At 46.7% G+C, this 20,890-nt stretch carries 24 protein-coding genes; 17 read left to right on the top strand and 7 right to left on the bottom strand.

Annotated features, from left to right (window positions below):
• The first annotated feature begins 60 nt into the window (after nt 1-60).
• Together C4S60_RS17020 and C4S60_RS17015 are read left to right on the top strand one after the other, a co-directional pair.
• Nucleotides 61-771, top strand: coding sequence for a YggN family protein (locus C4S60_RS17020; protein ID WP_167390994.1), 711 nt, complete (start codon nt 61-63; stop codon nt 769-771).
• Nucleotides 772-1,081: 310 nt separating this feature from the next.
• Entirely contained in the window at nt 1,082-2,455 is a 1,374-nt protein-coding gene (locus C4S60_RS17015) for a sodium-dependent transporter (protein ID WP_103881561.1), read from the top strand.
• A 55-nt stretch (nt 2,456-2,510) separates the two neighbouring features.
• On the opposite strand, the gene C4S60_RS17010 is transcribed toward C4S60_RS17015, so the two are convergent.
• The 3 genes from C4S60_RS17010 to C4S60_RS17000 form a co-directional block, all read right to left on the bottom strand.
• Entirely contained in the window at nt 2,511-2,702 is a 192-nt protein-coding gene (locus tag C4S60_RS17010) for a DUF4250 domain-containing protein (RefSeq protein WP_103881560.1), read from the bottom strand.
• 9 nt (nt 2,703-2,711) lie between these two features.
• The gene (locus tag C4S60_RS17005; protein ID WP_103881559.1) at nt 2,712-2,918 is read right to left on the bottom strand and encodes a YaeP family protein; all 207 of its coding nucleotides are present in this window, start codon (nt 2,916-2,918) and stop codon (nt 2,712-2,714) included.
• Between the two features lie 137 nt (nt 2,919-3,055).
• On the bottom strand, nt 3,056-4,525 hold the full coding sequence (locus C4S60_RS17000) for an aminoacyl-histidine dipeptidase (protein ID WP_103881558.1): 1,470 nt from the start codon (nt 4,523-4,525) through the stop codon (nt 3,056-3,058).
• An 889-nt stretch (nt 4,526-5,414) separates the two neighbouring features.
• On the opposite strand from C4S60_RS17000, the gene C4S60_RS16995 reads away from it, so the two are divergent.
• From C4S60_RS16995 to C4S60_RS16970, 6 genes are all read left to right on the top strand, one after another.
• A complete protein-coding gene (locus tag C4S60_RS16995; RefSeq protein WP_103881557.1) occupies nt 5,415-6,707 on the top strand; it encodes an NCS2 family permease in 1,293 nt (430 codons plus the stop codon).
• Nucleotides 6,708-6,738: 31 nt separating this feature from the next.
• Nucleotides 6,739-7,203 (top strand): xanthine phosphoribosyltransferase, encoded by a 465-nt coding sequence (gpt, locus tag C4S60_RS16990; RefSeq protein ID WP_103881556.1) that lies wholly within the window; start codon nt 6,739-6,741, stop codon nt 7,201-7,203.
• Between the two features lie 91 nt (nt 7,204-7,294).
• Nucleotides 7,295-8,542 (top strand): esterase FrsA, encoded by a 1,248-nt coding sequence (gene frsA, locus C4S60_RS16985; RefSeq protein WP_103881555.1) that lies wholly within the window; start codon nt 7,295-7,297, stop codon nt 8,540-8,542.
• Nucleotides 8,543-8,671: 129 nt separating this feature from the next.
• Nucleotides 8,672-9,061, top strand: coding sequence for a sigma factor-binding protein Crl (gene crl / locus C4S60_RS16980; protein ID WP_103881554.1), 390 nt, complete (start codon nt 8,672-8,674; stop codon nt 9,059-9,061).
• Nucleotides 9,062-9,199: 138 nt separating this feature from the next.
• Entirely contained in the window at nt 9,200-10,336 is a 1,137-nt protein-coding gene (gene proB, locus C4S60_RS16975) for a glutamate 5-kinase (protein WP_103881553.1), read from the top strand.
• A gap of 17 nt (nt 10,337-10,353) precedes the next feature.
• Complete coding sequence (locus tag C4S60_RS16970) at nt 10,354-11,604, top strand: glutamate-5-semialdehyde dehydrogenase (RefSeq protein WP_103881552.1); 1,251 nt, start codon at nt 10,354-10,356, stop codon at nt 11,602-11,604.
• A gap of 49 nt (nt 11,605-11,653) precedes the next feature.
• On the opposite strand, the gene C4S60_RS16965 is transcribed toward C4S60_RS16970, so the two are convergent.
• Both C4S60_RS16965 and C4S60_RS16960 read right to left on the bottom strand, forming a co-directional pair.
• A complete protein-coding gene (locus C4S60_RS16965) occupies nt 11,654-12,106 on the bottom strand; it encodes a YaiI/YqxD family protein (RefSeq protein ID WP_103881551.1) in 453 nt (150 codons plus the stop codon).
• Entirely contained in the window at nt 12,099-12,386 is a 288-nt protein-coding gene (locus C4S60_RS16960; RefSeq protein WP_103881550.1) for a hypothetical protein, read from the bottom strand. The genes C4S60_RS16965 and C4S60_RS16960 overlap by 8 nt, the downstream gene beginning before the upstream one ends.
• Before the next feature lie 807 nt (nt 12,387-13,193).
• Here C4S60_RS16960 and C4S60_RS16950 point away from each other — a divergent pair.
• Complete coding sequence (locus tag C4S60_RS16950; RefSeq protein ID WP_103881548.1) at nt 13,194-13,772, top strand: GNAT family N-acetyltransferase; 579 nt, start codon at nt 13,194-13,196, stop codon at nt 13,770-13,772.
• On the opposite strand, the gene C4S60_RS16945 is transcribed toward C4S60_RS16950, so the two are convergent.
• Both C4S60_RS16945 and C4S60_RS16940 read right to left on the bottom strand, forming a co-directional pair.
• A complete protein-coding gene (locus tag C4S60_RS16945) occupies nt 13,663-13,962 on the bottom strand; it encodes a DUF3301 domain-containing protein (RefSeq protein ID WP_103881547.1) in 300 nt (99 codons plus the stop codon). The genes C4S60_RS16950 and C4S60_RS16945 overlap by 110 nt on opposite strands.
• A gap of 9 nt (nt 13,963-13,971) precedes the next feature.
• Nucleotides 13,972-15,021 (bottom strand): DUF3549 family protein, encoded by a 1,050-nt coding sequence (locus C4S60_RS16940; RefSeq protein WP_103881546.1) that lies wholly within the window; start codon nt 15,019-15,021, stop codon nt 13,972-13,974.
• 144 nt (nt 15,022-15,165) lie between these two features.
• Here C4S60_RS16940 and C4S60_RS16935 point away from each other — a divergent pair, with 144 nt between their 5' ends.
• From C4S60_RS16935 to nusB, 8 genes are all read left to right on the top strand, one after another.
• Nucleotides 15,166-15,462 (top strand): YqcC family protein, encoded by a 297-nt coding sequence (locus C4S60_RS16935; protein ID WP_103881545.1) that lies wholly within the window; start codon nt 15,166-15,168, stop codon nt 15,460-15,462.
• A complete protein-coding gene (gene truC / locus C4S60_RS16930; protein WP_103881544.1) occupies nt 15,459-16,235 on the top strand; it encodes a tRNA pseudouridine(65) synthase TruC in 777 nt (258 codons plus the stop codon). Before C4S60_RS16935 ends, truC begins: the two co-directional genes overlap by 4 nt.
• Nucleotides 16,236-16,314: 79 nt before the next feature.
• The gene (gene nrdR, locus C4S60_RS16925) at nt 16,315-16,764 is read left to right on the top strand and encodes a transcriptional regulator NrdR (protein ID WP_103881543.1); all 450 of its coding nucleotides are present in this window, start codon (nt 16,315-16,317) and stop codon (nt 16,762-16,764) included.
• A 39-nt stretch (nt 16,765-16,803) separates the two neighbouring features.
• Nucleotides 16,804-17,913 carry a bifunctional diaminohydroxyphosphoribosylaminopyrimidine deaminase/5-amino-6-(5-phosphoribosylamino)uracil reductase RibD gene (ribD, locus tag C4S60_RS16920; RefSeq protein ID WP_103881542.1) on the top strand — a complete coding sequence of 370 codons (1,110 nt, stop codon included), beginning with the start codon at nt 16,804-16,806 and terminating at the stop codon, nt 17,911-17,913.
• A 5-nt stretch (nt 17,914-17,918) separates the two neighbouring features.
• Nucleotides 17,919-18,572 carry a riboflavin synthase gene (locus C4S60_RS16915; protein ID WP_103881541.1) on the top strand — a complete coding sequence of 218 codons (654 nt, stop codon included), beginning with the start codon at nt 17,919-17,921 and terminating at the stop codon, nt 18,570-18,572.
• A gap of 44 nt (nt 18,573-18,616) precedes the next feature.
• Complete coding sequence (ribBA, locus tag C4S60_RS16910) at nt 18,617-19,726, top strand: bifunctional 3,4-dihydroxy-2-butanone-4-phosphate synthase/GTP cyclohydrolase II (RefSeq protein ID WP_103881540.1); 1,110 nt, start codon at nt 18,617-18,619, stop codon at nt 19,724-19,726.
• A 177-nt stretch (nt 19,727-19,903) separates the two neighbouring features.
• Nucleotides 19,904-20,374, top strand: a complete 471-nt coding sequence (ribH, locus tag C4S60_RS16905; RefSeq protein ID WP_004415274.1) for a 6,7-dimethyl-8-ribityllumazine synthase — start codon at nt 19,904-19,906, stop codon at nt 20,372-20,374.
• On the top strand, nt 20,374-20,841 hold the full coding sequence (gene nusB / locus C4S60_RS16900; protein WP_006069876.1) for a transcription antitermination factor NusB: 468 nt from the start codon (nt 20,374-20,376) through the stop codon (nt 20,839-20,841). Before ribH ends, nusB begins: the two co-directional genes overlap by 1 nt.
• The last annotated feature ends 49 nt before the right edge of the window (nt 20,842-20,890 follow it).

Here is a 20,890-nt window from a genome sequence, read left to right as displayed (position 1 = left end):
TTTATTATGAAGCTACGGCAAATAACGGCAGTCTCTATCGTCTTTCTGGGTACTGCATTAATGGCGAATAATGTACACGCGTTTGGTCAGTGTGGCGTGGACATCAAAAATGAAGTCCATCTTGACGGTGAACAGGTTGAGATCGTCAAATCATCATCCAAAGTGCTCATTGACGAAGACAACAATCTATATATCGACGGAAGAGCGATTGAACTGGACTCGTTGCAACAGGACGCTCTCGACAGTTATCGCGAGAATATGAATAAATACGTCCCGAAAGCGAAAGAGCTCGCAGAAAACGGTCTCGATCTTACAAATGATCTTATTGACGATGTCGCGGAAAGTTTCGACAATTCTGAGGCTTTTCAAAATGTGAAGCAGGCGGTTGGTGAGTTTTTCGCGGATATCAAGTCACGTTATGAGAACGACGGCGACTTTGTGCTGAAGTCAGAAGCCTTCAGTTCATTTATGGACAACTGGGAGCAAGATCTGGCGAAAGCCAAAGAAGTGTTTAACACAGAGTTTTTTAGCAGTGCATTTACGGCGTTGCAAGAAAAGATGAAAGATGAGGGTGGCCTCAATCTGACTGAGCTTTCGCGACAGATGGATGAACTTAAAACTCGAATGTCAGAAACAATGAAGGCGCAATCTGAGTCTTTGAAGCTGCAGGCGAAAGAGTATTGTGACTCCCTGAATGAGGTGGCTGAACAAGAACAGCAACTCCAGAAGAAGATTCCTGAGTTGAAAGATTATCAGGTGTTTACCATTTGATAATAGGTCCCGAGACGGTGTCAACGATACTCTGAATGCAGGGTTGAGGGCACGACTATTACCCAAGATCCTCACGAAATTGGGGATCGCTTTCCAAAAGCACTTTGCTTAAGCTCTCACAATGAATGTAGCCAAACACATTAGATGATTCTTTTGCCTTCTAAGCGGTATGGTTGAATTCTTCACCAATAACTCCCTGTCTATAAACATTTACGATTGAATAGTAAATAAAAGCCAGAGCTATCGACTAAAACATTTGCTCTGGAGTCATTTTTATCATAGTGTACCAGCAAACTAGTACACTATGATAATGACAGTGGATATTTCAAGTACATCTTCAGCTCCGAGAGAGCACTTTGGTTCCAGACTGGGCTTTATTCTGGCGGCAGCGGGCGCGGCTGTGGGATTGGGTAACATCTGGGGCTTTCCAACTCAGGCGGCAAGCAATGGTGGTGGTGCCTTTTTGCTTGTTTATCTGGTGATGATTTTCGTTGTTGCCTTCCCTATGTTAGTGGTCGAAATGGGGATAGGTCGACACGGTCAGGCGAACCCAGTAGATAGTATGAAATCTGTTACCCAGCATCCAATCGGTCAGCATATTGGTGGTTTAGTGGGATGGATTGGGCTGGCCGTGCCTTGTGCAGTATTGGCCTTTTACTCGATTGTAGGGGGATGGCTCATCTGTTTCTTGCTGGGTGCGCTGGCAGACATTGTTGGCTTACAGCAGGTAGCCGAATGGTTGAAAGGATTCAGTGCTGAGCGCAATGTGTTTGGTACTGTGTTGTTTTATCTTTTCACGGTACTCATTGTTCAAGGAGGGGTTAAACAGGGCATTGAAAAGTGGTCGACGCGCCTGATGCCCTCACTGTTCGTTCTGTTTGCATTGCTCTTCATCTATATCATGATGCAACAGGGGGCCGTAGAGGGATTAAAGCATTATCTGATCCCGGATTTTGAAAAAGTATGGGACAGAAAACTTATTCTGGCGGCTATGGGACAGGGCTTCTTCTCACTCACTATCGGGGGCTGTTCCATGTTGATATATGGATCGTATCTGTCGAAGAAAGAGAATCTGCCAAAAATGGCAATGAATGTGACGTTAGTCGATACGTCAGTCGCGTTTATCGCTGGATTAGTGGTGATGCCTGCTATGTTTGTGGCCATGCAGAAAGGAGTTCAAATCTACGCAGATGATGGCTCACTACTGAGCTCTGACACACTGGTGTTTACGGTTCTTCCTCTGATGTTTGAGTCATTAGGGTTGTTGGGACTCATTTTCTCGGTAGTGTTCTTTTTGCTGCTGACTATCGCAGCCCTGACTTCATCAATTTCAATGCTCGAGTGTCCGGTTGCCCTGGTGGATGAACGCTTTGATACCGGTCGAAAGAAAACCAGTTGGGTACTCGGTACTTTGATTGCCTTGTTTAGTATCTACATCGTGTTTAATTTTGCTGACATGTTTGGATTGGTTGCCATGGTCGCGACCCAGTACTTACAGCCTATCGCAGCACTCCTGTTCTGCCTGTTTGGTGGTTGGGTGTGGAGTCGGGCTAGCAAAATCAAAGAACTGGAACAGGGTTGTCCGGACTTCCAGTTGGGGTGGTTCGGAAAAATCTGGCCTCTTTATGTCAAGTTCGTTTGTCCGATTCTGGTGATGACAGTGATCTGGGCATCATTTGGTTAAGCTGAAATAGGGAAAGGCCGCCAGACCTAAAGCATAAAGAGTCTGGCGGCTCTTGTTACCTGAACTGACCAGCCTCTGGTAAGAATTCAAAGCCAGCACTGGCCAACTTGTCGATGAGTGCAGGTTTGCTGATGTCGAAATAGCTGGTCAGTTTATCAATATCGCCACCAAAATCGTCTCGAAGCTTCATATTGACAATGCTCATCAGCATGACCGGGTCCATAGTTTCAAAGTTGGCTAGGTTCATTGCTGACTCCTATTTGTCTTCAAAGTCAGATATCAACAGATTCGCAGCAGCAAAGGCGGCTTTTTCGCGAACTTCTTTTGGCAGATTTTCATCTGCTGCCACATCGTTGAGCGCACGAACTGCGCATGAAATGGCTTGTGGAATGTAGGCCTGGTCACCACTACCAATCTGAGCGTAAATTTCGCGAACTAATTCACAACAACCGTAAACTTGCATAATGATTTTCTCTATAAATGATAACTGGTCTCAATATACACAGGGTCATAAAGAAACTCAAAACCCCCAATTGATATTAAACAAAAAAGCCGATGTTTTGGTTAAACATCGGCTTTTCTTTGATGAGTTTTACGCGATTATGCCTTGGCAGGAATCGCTTCTAGTAGTGCAACCATCTGGTTCCAGAACAGCTCAACTGTATCGATTTTCACTTTCTCATCTGGAGAGTGAGGGAACTTAATTGTTGGACCGAAAGATACCATGTCCATGTTCGGATACGGTTCTTTGAACAGGCCGCATTCAAGACCTGCGTGGATCACCATAATGTTTGGCTTGTGACCGTAGATACCTTCATACATATCACGGAAAAGCGCCATGATTTCAGATTCAGGATCTGGCTTCCAGCCCGGGTATGCACCTGAGCACTCTATGGTGGCACCAGCAAGCTCTGCAATAGATGCCAGCATGCCCTCAACTTGCGAGCGGCCAGAGTCGATCAATGAACGAATTAAGCAAAGCACTTCAACTTTGTCTGCTTCAGTCGTGATCACGCCAACGTTCAAAGAAGTTTCCACTACACCCTCGATGTCGTCGCTCATACGAATAACACCATTTGGACAGGCGTTGAGTGCCCCGATAAAGCGTGACTGAGAGTCACTGGAGAAGACATCAGAAAGATCGGCCGGTTCATTGAAAGACACAATATCGGTTTCTACTGCGCCTAGTTCAGATTTGAGCAACTCGGTGTAGAAGCTGTATAACTCTTCCAGTTTGCCAAGGTTAGCTTCTGGCAAAGCCAGAGTGACAAAACCTTCACGTGGAATCGCGTTACGCAGACTGCCACCACGAAACTCAATCAGGCGTGCATCCAGTTCCTTTGCATGACCGGCCAAAAAACGACCCAACAGTTTGTTTGCGTTACCACGACCAGTATGGATATCGCAACCAGAGTGTCCGCCTTTCAGACCTTTAAGTGTCAATTGGCGAGCGATGTAACCTTGAGGCGCTGCGTCACGCGTGATATCAAACGTCAAGGCTGCATCGATACCTCCCGCGCAGCCCATGTAGACTTCGCCTTCTTGCTCAGAGTCAGTGTTCAGAAGAATATCACCTTCTAACCAACCTGCTTCAAGGCCAAATGCCCCTGTCATGCCCGCTTCTTCATCGATTGTCAGTAGTGCTTCAAGTGGGCCGTGCTGGATGTCGTTAGACGCCAGAACCGCCAGACATGTGGCCATACCGATACCATTATCGGCTCCTAGTGTGGTGCCTTTTGCTGTTACCCATTCACCGTCGATGTATGGCTGAATAGGATCTGTCGTGAAGTCGTGGTCAGTATCTTCATTTTTCTGCGGTACCATATCGATGTGAGCTTGGAGTACCACACCTTTCTTGTTTTCCATACCAGCAGTAGCGGGCTTTTTAATGAATACGTTACCGGTTTTATCGCGCTTGACTTCAAGACCTTGCTCTTTTGCCCAACCTACAATGTACTCAGCTAGCGCTTCTTCGTGCTTAGAAGGGTGAGGGATAGAGCAGATTTTATCGAAAAACTGCCAAACAGGTGCAGGTGACAAGCTGCTGATTTCAGAATGGAATTCAGACACGGAACTCTCCTTTACTCGGGCTTTGCTAGATAGTTCATCCTCAGATTGAGTCTTTTGCAATGTGACCATCTGATTTTCTAGCTTATTAAAGATGAAGCAAAGGATATCATTACTTGTAAACAGGTAGTAGTAAAATGGGGCAAACGTGTGGTGATCATTGTTATGAACTCCAGTCAGTCTAAATGCTACTCAAGGCATATTATTGATATAAATATCTGTAATAAAATTACAGAATAATGAATAAAAAAGGTCATAAATGAAATTAGTGTGATGCAGATCGCTTTTATGCTTGTAATTTAAATTCAATATGGTATTCTTTTGAACAGTTGAGTGATTCAACGAAATTGTTCAAGGATTAGAGCCCGATTTATCGCCTCCAAGGAACCGAGACTCAAAGCAATTTTTTCATGTTTTGTCAGAAGGTGATGTTATGAAAGGTTTAGCAAGCGCGATGTTTTGGACGAATCAAAACGTATACACAAAAGACTTCGCGTACAACGTCTACTTCGGTAGATAAGTTAACGAGTTATACCCCTATTATTTAGAATTTATTGTTGGTTATATTACCCCAATTGATGACCAGATTATTCTACCGCCACTCAAAAGAGTGGCGTTTTTTTTGCCTCATGCGCCCTCCAGCCGCCGTATTTACCTCACAAACTGTGCAAAAACCAGACAATCAGAAAGCTCAGTTACTACACTGGATCTAACTGATGATTGGATAACTGTCTCAAATTGTTACTAATCGTTAGCGGATAGGTTTCATATGAAAGCGAAAATAATTGGATTAGAGTCTAAATTCTAGGTGGAATTTGCCTTTTTATAACCTTATAATTCGCGCCAATCGTTTACGCAACCGTTTACTTTTTACACTTTTAGGGATTCGATTATGCTCGAAAGGCTGTTTAAGCTCAGTGAAAATGGCACAACTGTGCGCACTGAGATCATCGCAGGTATCACAACCTTCCTGACGATGGCTTACATTATTTTTGTTAACCCAGCTATTCTGGCTGACGCAGGCATGGATCGCGGCGCAGTATTCGTTGCTACCTGTTTAGCAGCAGCTATCGGCTGTTTTATCATGGGCTTTGTGGCGAACTATCCAATCGCTCAGGCTCCTGGTATGGGACTCAATGCGTTCTTTACCTACGCGGTAGTCTTGGGAATGGGTTATACATGGCAGGTGGCGCTGGCAGCGGTATTCTGCTCGGGTGTGCTGTTCATTCTACTCAGCATATTTAAAATTCGTGAGTGGATTATTAACTCTATTCCCATGTCGCTTCGTACCGGTATCTCAGCAGGTATTGGCTTGTTTCTTGCGCTTATCGCACTAAAAAATGCTGGTATTGTCGTCGACAACCCTGCGACATTGGTTTCTCTAGGTCACATTACTTCTCTTCCTGCGACGTTAGCAGCAGTGGGCTTCTTTATCACTATCGCTCTGGTTCACCGCGGCGTGAAGGGTGCGGTAATGATTGCGATCCTGGCAGTGACAGGCCTAGGCCTTGTTTTTGGTGACGTTCAGTGGGGCGGCATCATGTCGACACCACCAAGCATCGCACCAACATTCATGCAGCTAGATTTCTCGGCAGTGTTCGAGATTGGCATGATTTCAGTTGTTTTTGCTTTCCTATTTGTTGACTTGTTCGATACTGCGGGCACGCTGGTTGGTGTGGCTCAAAAAGCAGACCTTATTGGTAAAGATGGCAAAATTCCTCGTCTGAACAAAGCTCTATTGGCTGATTCAACAGCGACATCAGTAGGTGCACTACTAGGTACATCAAACACAACTTCTTATGTAGAAAGTACGGCTGGTGTTGCCGCAGGTGGTCGTACAGGTCTAACTGCAGTTGTAGTTGGCATTTTGTTCGTACTTGCTTTATTCTTCTCGCCTTTGGCGGGCATGATCCCGGCTTATGCAACGGCTGGTGCACTGTTCTACGTAGCGATTCTAATGATGTCTGGTCTGGTTGGCATTGACTGGAGAGACATTACGGAAGCTGCGCCAGTAGTGGTCACTTGCTTGCTGATGCCTTTCACTTTCTCAATCGCGGAAGGCATTTCTCTAGGTTTCATCGCTTATGCTGCAATTAAGGCATTGAGTGGTAAAGGACGCGACGTATCTATGAGTGTATGGGTAATGTCAGCAATCTTTATCTTCAAGTACATTGTGGCAGCATAAGACACGAACACGTTTTAATTAGGTTTTTACTATGGCTAACAAATTCATCATCACATGGGACAATATGCACGCATATTGCCGTCAACTTGCTGAGCGTCAAATGCCAGCTGAGCAATGGAAAGGCATCATCGGCGTAAGTCGTGGCGGTCTGGTTCCTGCTGCTATTCTGGCTCGTGAGCTAGGTATTCGTTATGTAGATACAGTATGTATCTCTAGCTACGATCACGATCATCAGCGTGACATGACAGTGCTAAAAGCACCTGAGCATGATGGTGAAGGTTACCTAATCGTTGATGATCTCGTAGACAGTGGCGACACTGCGCGCAAGATCCGCGAAATGTACCCTAAAGCTAAACTTGTTACTGTTTGTGCAAAACCTGCAGGTGTTGAGCTTGTGGATGAGTACATTGTCGATATCGCGCAAGATTGCTGGATTGAGCAACCTTGGGATATGGCATTAGCCTACGTTGAGCCTATCAACCGTAAGCAAAAGTAAGCATTACAAACTGTATTTGCGAAAAATGACCCTTTATTGGGTCATTTTTTTTATTACTATATAGGTTACAGCTCCATTAAAAGGTCCGCCCATGTCTGAAGAAATCAGCAAAAACATCTCTGAAACTCTATTTGAGAAAAATAAACAGGCGAAGGAAACCTCTCGGCTGATTCGATATATGCCAAGCAGTGAGAAGATTCTAGAGCAGCGTCGTGCAGAAAATCCGAGTTCCTGGTACCGGAATCTATCGCGTTTGCAATGGGTGTGGCAGGGGATAGACCCGATAGAGCAAGAGAGTGTGTTAGCGCGTATTGCCAGCTCTGAACACTCCAGAACAACGGATGAGTGGCTTGATACTGTAATGGGCTATCACAGTGGTAACTGGAATTACGAGTGGACCAGACTGGGTATGCAACACCAGAAGAAGGCCAATGATGGAGAGGGTGACCAAGCGGCCGAAGAGTTATTTAAAGCCTCTTTATGTTTCAGTATTGCCGGTTATCCTCACCTTAAAAGGGATAACCTGGCGATACAGTCTCAAGTGTTGGCGAATACAGCCTATAACGAGGCAGCGAAACGCACCAGCCATATCATTAAGCAAATTGAAGTGCCTTATCAGAACAAGCGAATCATCGCTAATCTTCATCTGGTCAGTACGGATAAACCCCAGCCTGTTGTTATTGTTAGCGCCGGCCTGGACTCTTTACAGACAGACATGTGGCGCTTGTTCCGGGATTATCTGGCCCCCGCGGGAATTGCTATGCTGACCGTTGATATGCCCTCCATTGGTCACAGTTCTCACTGGCCACTAACCGAAGACACCTCCTGCCTGCACCAGGCGGTTTTGAATGAGTTGCCAGCTATCCCCTGGGTAGACCATTTTAAGGTGGGTCTGCTTGGGTTCCGTTTTGGTGGTAATGCGATGGCGAGGTTGTCTTTTCTGGAACAGGATAGGATCAAGGCCTGTGTCACCCTGGGGGCTCCGATACATAGTTGTCTGGCGAATCCCAAGATGATTCAACAGATGCCTAAGATGTATCTGGACATGCTGGCTTCACGACTAGGGAAAGACGCGGTAGACATTAACAGCCTGGCAGGACAACTGACTGCGTGGTCATTGAAGGTTCAGGGTTTTTTGACTTCCAGACGCACTAAGGTACCGATTCTGGCGCTGAGCATGGAGGGAGACATGATTTCTCCGTTGTCAGATAACAAGTTGTTGGCGATGTTCAGTCACTACGGAAAGGCTAAGGAAATCCCGGCTAAGGGCATTGCTAAAGGGTATGAGCAATCCCTCGAAATGGCGATAAAGTGGTTAGAGGATGAACTTTTGAGGTGACATTTGTGTTGATTTAGTTAAGTATGAAATAAGCATGTAATCAACTATATGATAAAACAATAAATATCTAATTAAAATTAACGCTATTTCAGTTCAATAACTCATTCAACATAGAAACGGAGTTTCACTATGTCAGAAGCGGCTAAAGCCCCTACTCATTATCGTTTGATATCAGCTCTAAAGGCTATTGGGCCTTACCTAAGGGAGCCTCTTTGTAAGGATGGTAGTTATCACTTCGATTGCTTATCTGTCTGTGTCGATGATACCAAGTCTCCGGAAGACAGAGAGTTTTGGGGTTGGTGGCTAGATCTATCTCTGGTTGAGCAAACATTTGAGGCAACCTATCAAATGGGGCGTTACAACCAGGTGGGTGAATGGGTTCTGGAGCAGACCCCAAAATCAGCATTAGCTGAGATCACTCGTACTCAGGAAGCGTTTCACGAAAAATTGGTTACAATGTTGAAGGAGAAGTTCTCTCTGGATGTGACCATTGATGACGACTCGGTGGAGTTCGTATAACGTAGAGAGGGCCTCAACATTGCGATTGAGGCCTTTTTTGTTCTACTTTTTCATTCTTCTCACTTTTTACTTGTACAAATGATGTTTGATTGCTAAAACATCACTCCTTATTAAACTTTTCACGTCAAACAAACAGAGATGACAACGGATATTAATCGTCAAGCGACAGACAAGAAAACTGTCGTGGTGAAGTTGGGAACCAGCGTCCTGACAGGGGGTTCCTTAGCGCTGAATAAAGCGCATATGGTGGAACTCGTTAGACAATGTGCTGAGCTCAAGAAGCTAGGCCATTCAGTAGTGATGGTATCTTCGGGTGCGATTGCGGCTGGACGTGAGCATCTGGGTTACCCCGCACTTCCCAATTCTATGGCGAGCAAGCAGCTACTGGCTGCGGTCGGACAAAGTCAGTTGATTCAGGTTTGGGAGTCTCTGTTTGCGATTTATGGCCTTAAAATTGGTCAGATGCTGCTCACTCGTGCCGATCTAGAAGATCGTGAGCGTTTCCTAAACGCCCGTGACACCATCAACGCATTGGTTGAGAATGACATTATTCCGGTGGTTAATGAGAACGACGCCGTCGCCACTAGTGAAATTAAAGTCGGTGACAATGACAACTTATCAGCTCTGGTGGGGATCTTGTGCGGCGCAGATAAGTTACTGCTGTTAACGGACCAGCGTGGGCTGTTTACCGCTGATCCGCGTAAGGACCCTAATGCTGAACTGATTCGAGAAGTCACAACCATCGATGAAACACTGCGTAAGATAGCGGGTGGAAGCGGTACGACGTTAGGTACCGGTGGTATGGCCACCAAACTCCAGGCGGCAGACATCGCAAGGCGTGCTGGTATTGAAGTGATTATCGCCGCAGGCAGTGCCGAAAACGTGGTGTTTGATTCACTCTCAGATACCCCACAAGGTACACGCTTTTTACCACTACCCGAAGCGTTGGAAAATCGTAAACGCTGGATTCTGGCAGGCCCTGCTGCAACAGGCAATATTGTGATTGACGCAGGCGCGGTGAATGCAGTTATCGGCAAAGGCAGTAGCTTGTTGGCGAAAGGCGTCGTAAAAGTATCAGGCCGCTTTGCTCGAGGCGAAGTGGTGCGTGTGACAACCAAAGACGGAGCGTTGGTTGCAAAGGGAATTTGTGGCTACTCCGATACAGATCTGGCGAAAATAGCAGGTAAGCACAGTAAAGAAATTGCTGACACACTGGGCTATGACTATGGCGCTGAGGTCCTTCATCGTGACGATATGGTTGTCATTCAAGATTAAGCATTAAGGGACAAATTATGGATATGATTAAACTGGGTCAGAGCGCGAAACAAGCGAGTTTTACTCTGGCTACCGCGTCGACAGCACAAAAGAACAAGGCACTACAGATCATTGCCGATGAGCTGGAAGCCAATGCGGATATGATTCTTGCAGCGAATGCTAAAGATATTGAGCTAGGTCGTGACGCCGGGTTGACGGATGCATTGCTCGACCGACTTTTGCTCAATGAGCAGCGCCTCAAAGGCATTGCCGATGACGTACGTAACGTGATCACACTTTCTGACCCTGTGGGCAGTGAAATTGACAGTAAAGTTCTTGAGAATGGCATGAGCCTGTCTCGTCGTCGAGTGCCACTGGGTGTGGTCGGTGTGATCTACGAAGCTCGTCCAAATGTAACGATCGATATCGCCGCGTTGTGCCTGAAAACCGGTAATGCCAGTATTCTCCGTGGGGGCAAAGAGACGTTTTTCTCGAACATGGAGCTGGTTAAAGTGATTCAGTCTGCGCTCGACAAAGCGGGTTTGCCAGCGGCTTCGGTACAATACATTGAAAAGCCGGACCGCGAGTTGGTGTCTCAACTGCTTAAACTGGATGACTACGTGGATATGATTATTCCTCGTGGCGGTGCGGGTTTACACAAAATGTGTAAAGAAAACAGCAATATCCCAGTCATCATTGGCGGATTTGGTATCAGTCATATATTTGTTGATGAGTCTGCTGATCTGCTGCGATCTCTGGATGTGGTAGAAAACTCAAAAGTACAACGCCCGTCGGCCTGTAACGCGTTGGATACCTTGCTAGTCCACGAAAAGGTCGCCCATGAGTTTTTGCCGATGATCGCTGAGCGTCTACAAGGTAAAGTCACACTGGTGGCGCAGCCGGCCGCGTACTCGATTCTGGATGGCACGCAAGATCTTCGTATGGCGGGTGACGGCGACTTTGATACCGAATGGCTCAGCTATACGCTTGGCGTAAAAGTCGTAACAGATATTGATGAAGCCATTGATCATATGCGCGTTCACAATGCCAGCCACTCAGATGCCATAATGACGAACAGTCTGGCCAACTCAGAGAAGTTCATAAACTCTGCGGGCTCGGCTGCCGTATATGTGAACGCTTCAACCCGATTTACTGATGGTGCTCAGTTTGGTTTGGGGGCAGAAGTGGCAGTGTCTACTCAGAAGCTGCATGCTCGCGGTCCAATGGGGCTGGAAGAGTTGACGAGCTACAAATGGGTTGGAAAAGCAGATTACCTGCCTCGACCTTAAACCTTGATACAAAGAAAACCAGAGCATTGTTGCTCTGGTTTTTTTATGGCTATTTTGTTGCTTTTGCCAGAAAACGATCCAGTTGATTTGCAAATTCTCGTCGCTCCGTTTGCCCTAATGGGGCTGGCCCGCCGGTTTGGATGCCACTGGAGCGCATAGTTTCCATAAAATCACGAATATTGAGTCGTGCCTTTATGGTGTCTTTGGTAAAGAGTTCACCCCGTGGGCTGAGCGCCAACGCATTTTTGCTGATGACTTCATCCGCAAGAGGAATGTCTGAGGTCACCACAAGATCCCCCTGGGAAACGCGTTTGACGATTTCATTGTCTGCAATATCAAAGCCCGATGGTACGGTCAGTGAATGAATGTTGTCACGCTTTGGAACCGGCACAGTATGGTTGGCAACAAATGTGCAGGTTAGCCCAGTTCGCTCTGCTGCTCTGCAGAGGGTCTCACGAATAACCTTGGGGCAGGCGTCTGCATCAACCCAAATCTTAACCATGCTTTTGCTCCAGTGCCGTCAGTTTTCTAGTCAGTTCCGCTACCTGTAATTCGAGTTGCTTTACGCGTTGTTCCAGAGATGGTTCCTGAGTGTCAGCGGCCACTTCCACTTTAGGCACGTGTTGACTGCTTCTCCAGGATTTGATGACCGCGATGAGTGCTGGCATCGGAACTTTTGACTTAAGTCTGGCTTTCACCAATGCCACTGAAGGCTCTTTTCCTTCGGCATCAAGCGCACTGAGCACTGCTTCAATTTCTGCAGATACGTCTTTAGTAAGCATATGAGATTTTCCATAACTGAGGTGATAGACAAATAGTACCCGTGATCAAGCGAGAGGTACAGCTTGAGCAAGATCACACTGTGCAGACGCGAGCAAATAAGGCTTCGTGGGTAAATAGGAAATCCCCTGTGCGAGATCTCTCACAGGTGTTGTGAGACAAAGAGAAAAAACAGCAAGAAAAAAGGAAGCTCATTTAGTTAACTTTCTGTTTGTTATAGGATTTAAATAGTTTTTAACATCTTTTTTTAAAAAACTTACTACCAGAGTCCATTGTGATAATCAGGGATCGGCGTAAATTAGAACTTGTCGGAAGGATGCTGACACGGAACAGGAAAGACATTGGAAGGTCATCTTCAGGAAGAAGATTTGGTTACCAAAGGAACCGTAACCAGCAAGGATGTTAGGATAGCGCGGGATGCGAACAATCGTCAGGATGATGATTTTAAAGGAAACGGACACACTCAGGAAGAGTGCAGGAACAGCATCAGGATGATGTCAGGGACACCGCTCAGGGAACAAGTGAAGCGAGCTGACTGGGATAGTTAGCGTCATTGGATGAAATGGACACCGCTAGGACGGCGAAGAAAGGATAAAGCTGAAGGATTCAGCCACTATTACGGATGATGCATGGAGCATTTTTAGTAGCCGGACTGCTGCGAGTAAGACTATAGCCCCAATACGCGAGTGTTGGGGCTTTTCTTATTGGCTGACCCGGATCTTATTTGTGCGGGCATAGCCAAGATCAAAAACTCTCCGTATTCCACTTGTTATAGTCTGCACGCCAACTCAAAGGAATGAAAAGAAGTCATGACGATTGCTACTTTAAGGACAATATTGATTCCCTATACCGACCATTTAGAGTCGGACTTCCTTATGCTCAACGTTTGTGCAAAGAACAGAAAGCATATGAATGGCCCACATTCACTGGCTAAAGCGCGCACGATATTTCGTTCAATTCTTAATAATCCGAATATCTATGCAATGGCTGTGCTGGATATCAGAACCCGTGACTACCTGGGGCATGTCTTTATTGAACATCTGGACGACGGTACGGCGGAATTAGGGTATATCTTTGATAAACAGTACTGGAATAAGGGTATTGGTACGGAGGTACTAAGAGCCTTTATTCCCGATGCAGTATTCACGTTAGGGTTAAAGACTTTGACGGCCAATGTGGATATTGACCATGAACCGTCCATCCGATTGCTGAAAAAATTAGGCTTTGCGCAATGTGGCCATGATAAAGATGAGCATGGCCCTTATCTGATATTTCAATCTACATACGGTGTGGAGGCAGATGAAAGTTCAGCACATAAAACCCTTTCATCAGCAGTTTCCCTTGATAGTAGTCATCGCCTAGCGCTGAAAACTCAAATTCATAAATAGTGTGCCACCCCCACCTTCCGTTGGCGTCTCTGAGTTTATGAGCGCCGAAAGAGACGCTGAGCATTTGCAGATCCAGTTCCTTGCAGCGCCGGATCACCGCCGCCTTAGCAATCTCAGACTGTCGTCGCTGCTGCCAGAACACAAAGCAAAAAACACTCAGTGCCAATATCATAAGTAGATTGTCTATCACTGCCCCCTCCTAGTGTGGACGACTCTGCGTGGTGGACTGTTGCAATGCGAGCAAAGCCTGAGCCAGTTCAGGCGATGGACTGGAATGCAATAGTGGCAATAACACCAGACGTAAGCTTGGCATCATGACTAAATCGGCAAACACCTGATTAAACAGAGTTTGATTACCTGTCTGCGCCAGACGAATCAAGTAGTTTTCCGCCAGAGAAGGCGTGGTCAGTGGCAGCCAGGACCGACCGGCAATTGCAATAAGAATTTCCTGATGACTCAATCGAGCGCTTGCCAAAATAGTGCCAACCAGAGACTCTAATTGTTGAGCTTTACCGCCAGATAGCGCACGGACGTAGGCTGAAAGCAAAAACAAATCTGGTTCAGCTGAGTGACATTCATTGAGTGTCAGTTCAAACAGGGTGTCAGACAGTTTTTCGGGCAGAGTGACATGTTCCAGTGCCCCGAGTAACGCATACTTAGGTTCGCTGGCGATGTTTTTAAGGGCGGCCCGGATAGTACGCCCGTTTTCGTCATGACCCAATCTCGCCGCCATATCGGTTATACCTTGCAAACCCACCGTCTGCCAGTTCTCCCAACCGAGTTGCCCGGAGAAATAGTCTTGAGCATGTTGGTAATACTGACTGGTGGAAAGTTGCAATTTGGCACGTAACAGACTGTGGAACACCGCCAGCTTGTCATCCTTTGGTTTGAAGGTGAACGGATTGTTGGCCAATTTCTGTTGTTGCTCTTCTGACATGTCATTGCTGAGCCTGCTTCCCATTGCTTCGATGACATATTTGAGAAATTGCCCGACATCGGCTTGATTTAACAGACCGCGCTCGTCAAGGTTAAACTTCAGGAACCAAATCCATGGTTGTCTTGCTTCATTCCAGTACGCAATGGCGAACTGGGCTTGTCTTTGAATCGGATAGGGGTAGGGCTGATTGGCGCGCTCAACGTTTGCGAACTGATCATTGTCAATACGCTGGACACGTCGCGAGATATCGTAGATCTGATATTGGCAGCCACTGTTCACCAGAAGGTCCGTCAAAGTATGAATGGTATCCATGGAGTTATTCCTAGTACGGTTTGGGTATACAACAATAGATGGTATTCTATCTTGAATTTTCAAGTTATTGGTTGGCTTTTTACTCGATATTGAGGCCACTTAGCTATAGTGGTGAAAGCTTGACCGAGAATTGTGTACATAACAATGCAACTATTATTGATTGAACTTAAACAGCTGCTCAAAAAACACGCGCTGTGGCAGCGTGAAGCGCCGTCAGAAGCCGCGTTGAGCAGCCAACAACCATTCGCCATCGACACACTGGAACCACACGAGTGGTTGCAATGGATCTTTATTCATCGTATCGAGTCTATGTTAGCCGCCGGGCAGTCCGCGCCTTCTGGGTTTGAGATCGCTCCTTACTTTGAACAGGTATGGAAAGGGCAAAGTCAATACCAGGATATTCTTACCGTGCTGAAAAAAATCGATGGGGCAGCAAAATGACCGAATCTGACTCGCTAGTTGAAGTGCCACCTTTAGAGATCCTCTTTCAAGATGAACACCTGGTGGCGGTGAACAAGCCTGCAGGGATGCTCGTCCATCGATCATGGCTGGATAAGAACGAAACGCGCTTTGTGATGCAGACGCTACGTGACCAAATCGGTCAGCATGTGTTTCCTTTACATCGCTTAGATCGACCTACATCGGGGGTGTTACTGTTCGCGCTGTCAAAAGAAGTCGCCGCAAAGGGCATGCCGATGTTTGCAGAGCACCGCATTGAAAAAACTTATCATGCAGTCGTTCGTGGCTGGATTGAGCAGGGTGATGTGCTTGATTATCCACTTAAAGTCGAGTTGGATAAAATTGCTGACAAATTTGCTACTCAGGATAAAGAAGCACAGCCCGCGATTACCGCGTATCAGCCTCTGGCTACAGTGGAAGTCCCTTATTCAACAGGCAGATTTCCAACCAGCCGATACTGCTTGATGGAGATGAAGCCAAAAACCGGTCGTAAGCATCAGTTGCGAAGACATATGCATCATTTGAGTCATCCGATTATTGGCGATACCACTCACGGTGATGGGCGCCACAATCGTCTGTTCAGGGAGCATTACGATGCTCATCGTTTGTTATTGCATGCGTCTTCGTTAAGTTTTACGCATCCTGTTACGGAACAGGAGGTGACCATCAGAGCGCCATTTGATGACGTGTGGCATCATCTTGTCACTGAATTTGATTGGCAAGAGTGTGAGGCAATTCAGGAATACATGAAGTAACCTCACTTAACAGGTCAAATAGTAGATTTCTTAATAGATCAATTTTCGCTAAACTGTGGATTCAACCACAGGAGGTGTTATGCATTGTCCCTTTTGCTCCGAAAATGACACGAAAGTTATCGACTCTCGGCTAGTGGCCGATGGTCACCAGGTGCGTCGCCGACGTCAATGTCTGGCATGCAGCGAACGTTTCACCACCTTTGAAACCGCTGAGTTGGTCATGCCAAAAGTGATCAAGTCGAATGGTAACCGAGAACCGTTTAATAAAGATAAAATGGTCGGAGGCATCCAGCGTGCGCTGGAAAAACGTCCAGTGAGTGCTGATGCCATTGAATTGGCCATTAGCCACATAGAATCTCAGTTACGGGCAACAGGAGAGCGGGAGGTTCCGAGCGAAATGATCGGTAATCTGGTAATGGCTCAACTCAAAGAGTTGGATAAGGTCGCTTATATTCGCTTTGCATCAGTCTATCGCAGTTTCGAAGATATTCGAGAGTTTGGCGAAGAAATTGCCCGTCTTGAAGACTGAGTGCCACTATGACGAGATCAGCCACAGGTATGGAAAGTTATGAGTCAGTTTAGCGCTAACGATTATCAGATGATGACTCGCGCAATAGCACTCGCCAAAAGAGGACGTTTCACTACAGCGCCTAACCCAAATGTGGGTTGTGTCATCACGCTGGACAACCAAATTGTTGGCGAAGGTTACCATAAGAAGGCGGGTGAACCTCATGCCGAGGTGTATGCTCTGAGGATGGCAGGTGAACGTGCTAAAGGTGCAACAGCTTATGTGACTTTAGAGCCGTGTTCTCATTATGGTCGCACTCCACCGTGTGCTGAAGGGTTGATCAAGGCAGGTGTTGCTCGGGTGATTTGTGCGATGTCCGATCCCAATCCCCAAGTCGCCGGCCGTGGTTTCAATATGTTGAGAGAAGCGGGCATTGATGTACAAGTGGGGCTGATGGAGTCGGATGCCAGAGCATTGAACCCTGGTTTCTTGAAGAAAATGGAAACCCAGATGCCATTTGTGCAATTGAAGATGGCGGCCAGCCTGGATGGGCAAACCGCACTGGCGAATGGTCGTAGTCAATGGATCACTGGTCCACAAGCTCGTCAGGATGTTCAGGCCTATCGAGCGGTGGCGGGGGCGATACTCTCTACCAGTCAAACTGTTATCGAAGACAATGCGTCATTAAACGTTCGATGGAATGAACTTCCCAGCGGTGTAACTGATATTATCGAACCTGAGAGGCTGCGCCAGCCATTGCGTGCCATTCTCGATAGACAGCAGCATCTGAATCAGGAACTGAAGTTATATCAGACGGGCGGTGAGGTGATACGTATCGCCGAGCAAGACAGTGAGCTGAATGTCTCTGCCGATGAGAACGGACGTCTTGATCTGTCGCAGGTCTTGGCGACGCTTGCTTCACAGCATCAAATCAATCACGTCTGGGTGGAAGCCGGGGCAACACTCGCCAGCGCCATGATTCAACAGCAGCTGGTGGATGAGCTAATCGTGTATTTAGCGCCTAAGCTTATGGGTGCCGATGGCCGAGGGCTGATTGGAGCGTTGGGTCTGACGGACATGCAGGATGTGATTGACCTAAATATTAAAGATATTCGAATGGTGGGGCGTGATATTCGCATTGTCGCCACACCACAATTTAAGCAGAAATAGAAGTCATGTTTACAGGAATTATTGAAGCGGTTGGTACGCTTAAAGCAATTACGCCAAAGGGTGAAGACATCAGCGTTCATGTCGAAGTGGGCAAACTGGATATGAGCGATGTAAAGCTTGGTGACAGTATTGCGACCAACGGCGTATGCCTTACGGTGACCGACTATACCGAGAACAGCTATCAAGCTGATTTATCGGTTGAAACATTGAAGAAAACCGGATTCGCCCACTACAGTGTCGGTGATAAAGTGAACCTGGAAAAGGCCATGTTACCCACAACGCGTTTTGGTGGTCACATTGTCTCGGGTCACGTCGATGGTGTCGGTGAAATTGTTGACCGTCAGCAGGTAGGCCGTGCCGTTGAGTTCTGGGTACAGATGCCTTCAGAGCTCAGCAAGTATGTGGCAGAAAAAGGCTCGATTACTGTGGATGGCATTAGCCTGACTGTGAATGACATCCGCAAAGATGCCTTTAAACTGACGATCGTCCCCCATACCTCTGAAGAGACCACCATTGACCATTTTCAGGTTGGTCGTAGAGTAAATTTAGAGGTCGATGTCCTTGCTCGTTATATGGAGCGTTTGCTACAAGCGCAGACCTCAAGTGAGCCTGAGTCTCGTATTACAATGGAATTCTTACAACAAAATGGTTTTGCTTAACGCCAAAGACCGTTTGATGCCCAATAGAACAACAGGAACGTGAAATGCCTATTAGTACGCCGCAAGAAATCATAGAAGATATTCGTCTTGGGAAAATGGTTATCCTGATGGATGACGAAGATCGTGAGAACGAAGGCGACCTTATTATGGCCGCCGAGCACATTTCGCCGGAAGCGATCAACTTTATGGCGACCCATGGTCGGGGGCTGATTTGCCTGACAATGACCAAAGAGCGTTGTGAAACATTAGGCTTGCCACCTATGGTGCAAGATAACAATGCACAATACACCACGAACTTTACCGTATCGATTGAAGCGGCAGAAGGCGTGACCACCGGGATCTCGGCAGCGGATCGTGCGCGCACGGTTCAGGCCGCAGTAGCAAAAGATGCTAAAGCGGCTGATCTTGTTCAGCCTGGCCACATTTTTCCGTTAGCTGCGCAAGATGGCGGAGTGTTGACTCGCGCAGGCCACACTGAAGCGGGTTGTGATCTAGCCAAATTAGCTGGCTTGGAGCCAGCATCGGTGATTGTCGAAATTCTGAATGACGACGGCACCATGGCTCGCCGTCCGGATTTAGAAGTGTTTGCAGAAAAGCACGACATCAAACTGGGTACGATTGCCGATTTGATCGAGTACCGTAATAACAACGAGACAACGATTGAACGTGTGGCTGCCTGCCATCTGCCAACAGAATTTGGTGATTTTGAACTGGTGACGTATCGCGATACCATCGACAATCAAATCCACTATGCGATGTGCGCTGGTGATCTGAGTGCGAACACTCCGTTGGTCCGCGTTCATCTGCAAGATACCTTTACGGATATTTTGCGTTCTAACCGCAATTCAGACCGCAGCTGGACCCTGGATAAAGCAATGAAACGTATTGCTAAAGAAGGGGGAGTACTGGTTATTCTTGGCAACGAAGAAAGTACTGACTTTATCGTGCATAAAATCAAAGTGTTCGAGCAGCAGGACAATGGTCAGGCTCCTACGATGGCTAAAAAACAGGGTACGTCTCGTCGAGTTGGCGTCGGTTCGCAGATCCTCGCTGATCTGGGCGTCCATGAAATGAAACTGTTGTCTTCAGCTGATAAGAAATATCACGCGCTGGGCGGATTTGGCCTGAGTGTGACCGAGTACGTGACTGAATAATAAAATCCAAGCCTTTGCCTATGATATGCAAAGGCTTTTTCTGTTTAGATTGACCGCTGTGGCCGACAAGCATTGTGAAACCTATGTTTGAGCGAAGTTAGCGGTAGATATTAATAATTGAGTTGTGCTAGAATCCGGCGATTCTCGCGCGATGAACATAGTTTATAAGGAAAGCATATGAAAGTTATCGAGGGTGGCTTCCCAGCACCGAACGCAAAGATTGCTATTGTTATTTCTCGTTTCAATAGTTTTATCAATGAAAGCCTACTGTCTGGTGCTATCGATACTTTAAAACGTCACGGTCAGGTGAGCGAAGACAACATCACTGTTGTACGTTGCCCGGGTGCGGTTGAGCTACCATTGGTTGCTCAGCGTGTTGCAAAAACAGGTAAGTTTGATGCAATCGTATCTCTAGGCACAGTTATTCGTGGCGGTACACCACATTTCGACTATGTTTGTAGTGAGTGTAATAAAGGTCTTGCACAAGTGTCTCTGGAATATAGCCTACCAGTAGCATTTGGTGTACTGACTGTTGATACCATCGATCAAGCAATCGAGCGTGCAGGAACCAAGGCTGGTAATAAAGGTGCAGAGGCTGCACTGAGCGCGCTTGAAATGATCAACGTTCTTTCTGAAATCGATTCCTAATGGGGGCCAGTGTGAAACCAGCCGCACGTCGTAATGCACGTCAATTTGCTCTGCAAGCAATTTATTCTTGGCAAATTACTAAAGAAAATGTTGCCACTGTTGAAGAACAGTTCTTATCAGGTGGTAAGTATGATGAAGAAGAACATCATGCTGCTGAGCCTGCGTTGACTGCGCCAGAGACTGACGTTGTATATTTCCGTGACCTGCTCACGGGTGTCGCGTTGAATCACACGGAACTAGACAGCAAGTTGCGTCCATTCGTATCTCGTCCTATGCAAGATCTGGACATGATGGAGCTCGCGCTTCTTCGTCTTGCGATGTATGAAATGACGAGCCGTGAAGACGTACCTTACAAAGTGGTTATTAACGAAGCGATCGAACTGGCTAAAGTTTTCGCAGCAGAAGACAGCCACAAGTTCGTCAATGGTGTACTGGATAAAGCTGCACCACACGTTCGTAAAAAGTAACGGTTTAAGTTTGTCTATTCGTAAAAAGGTCAGCAAATTGCTGGCCTTT

Origin of the sequence: Vibrio hangzhouensis, assembly GCF_900107935.1 — a bacterium.
Classification (GTDB): Bacteria; Pseudomonadota; Gammaproteobacteria; order Enterobacterales; family Vibrionaceae; genus Vibrio; species Vibrio hangzhouensis.
Note: the sequence above shows the minus strand (reverse complement) of the source record. Positions and strands in the feature narration are given on the sequence as shown.

Excerpts from the sequence above, each read along its gene's own strand:
- ribH (WP_004415274.1), top strand. The coding sequence starts at position 19,904 with ATGAAAGTTATCGAGGGTGGCTTCCCAGCACCGAACGCAAAGATTGCT.
- C4S60_RS16970 (WP_103881552.1), top strand. The coding sequence starts at position 10,354 with ATGGATATGATTAAACTGGGTCAGAGCGCGAAACAAGCGAGTTTTACT.
- ribBA (WP_103881540.1), top strand. The coding sequence starts at position 18,617 with ATGCCTATTAGTACGCCGCAAGAAATCATAGAAGATATTCGTCTTGGG.
- C4S60_RS16965 (WP_103881551.1), bottom strand. The coding sequence starts at position 12,106 with ATGGTTAAGATTTGGGTTGATGCAGACGCCTGCCCCAAGGTTATTCGT.
- frsA (WP_103881555.1), top strand. The coding sequence starts at position 7,295 with ATGTCTGAAGAAATCAGCAAAAACATCTCTGAAACTCTATTTGAGAAA.
- gpt (WP_103881556.1), top strand. The coding sequence starts at position 6,739 with ATGGCTAACAAATTCATCATCACATGGGACAATATGCACGCATATTGC.
- truC (WP_103881544.1), top strand. The coding sequence starts at position 15,459 with ATGACCGAATCTGACTCGCTAGTTGAAGTGCCACCTTTAGAGATCCTC.
- C4S60_RS16960 (WP_103881550.1), bottom strand. The coding sequence starts at position 12,386 with ATGCTTACTAAAGACGTATCTGCAGAAATTGAAGCAGTGCTCAGTGCG.
- C4S60_RS17010 (WP_103881560.1), bottom strand. The coding sequence starts at position 2,702 with ATGAACCTAGCCAACTTTGAAACTATGGACCCGGTCATGCTGATGAGC.
- C4S60_RS16935 (WP_103881545.1), top strand. The coding sequence starts at position 15,166 with ATGCAACTATTATTGATTGAACTTAAACAGCTGCTCAAAAAACACGCG.
- C4S60_RS17005 (WP_103881559.1), bottom strand. The coding sequence starts at position 2,918 with ATGCAAGTTTACGGTTGTTGTGAATTAGTTCGCGAAATTTACGCTCAG.
- proB (WP_103881553.1), top strand. The coding sequence starts at position 9,200 with ATGACAACGGATATTAATCGTCAAGCGACAGACAAGAAAACTGTCGTG.
- ribD (WP_103881542.1), top strand. The coding sequence starts at position 16,804 with ATGAGTCAGTTTAGCGCTAACGATTATCAGATGATGACTCGCGCAATA.
- C4S60_RS16940 (WP_103881546.1), bottom strand. The coding sequence starts at position 15,021 with ATGGATACCATTCATACTTTGACGGACCTTCTGGTGAACAGTGGCTGC.
- C4S60_RS16995 (WP_103881557.1), top strand. The coding sequence starts at position 5,415 with ATGCTCGAAAGGCTGTTTAAGCTCAGTGAAAATGGCACAACTGTGCGC.
- C4S60_RS17015 (WP_103881561.1), top strand. The coding sequence starts at position 1,082 with ATGACAGTGGATATTTCAAGTACATCTTCAGCTCCGAGAGAGCACTTT.
- nrdR (WP_103881543.1), top strand. The coding sequence starts at position 16,315 with ATGCATTGTCCCTTTTGCTCCGAAAATGACACGAAAGTTATCGACTCT.
- crl (WP_103881554.1), top strand. The coding sequence starts at position 8,672 with ATGTCAGAAGCGGCTAAAGCCCCTACTCATTATCGTTTGATATCAGCT.
- C4S60_RS16915 (WP_103881541.1), top strand. The coding sequence starts at position 17,919 with ATGTTTACAGGAATTATTGAAGCGGTTGGTACGCTTAAAGCAATTACG.
- C4S60_RS16950 (WP_103881548.1), top strand. The coding sequence starts at position 13,194 with ATGACGATTGCTACTTTAAGGACAATATTGATTCCCTATACCGACCAT.
- C4S60_RS17020 (WP_167390994.1), top strand. The coding sequence starts at position 61 with ATGGCGAATAATGTACACGCGTTTGGTCAGTGTGGCGTGGACATCAAA.
- nusB (WP_006069876.1), top strand. The coding sequence starts at position 20,374 with ATGGGGGCCAGTGTGAAACCAGCCGCACGTCGTAATGCACGTCAATTT.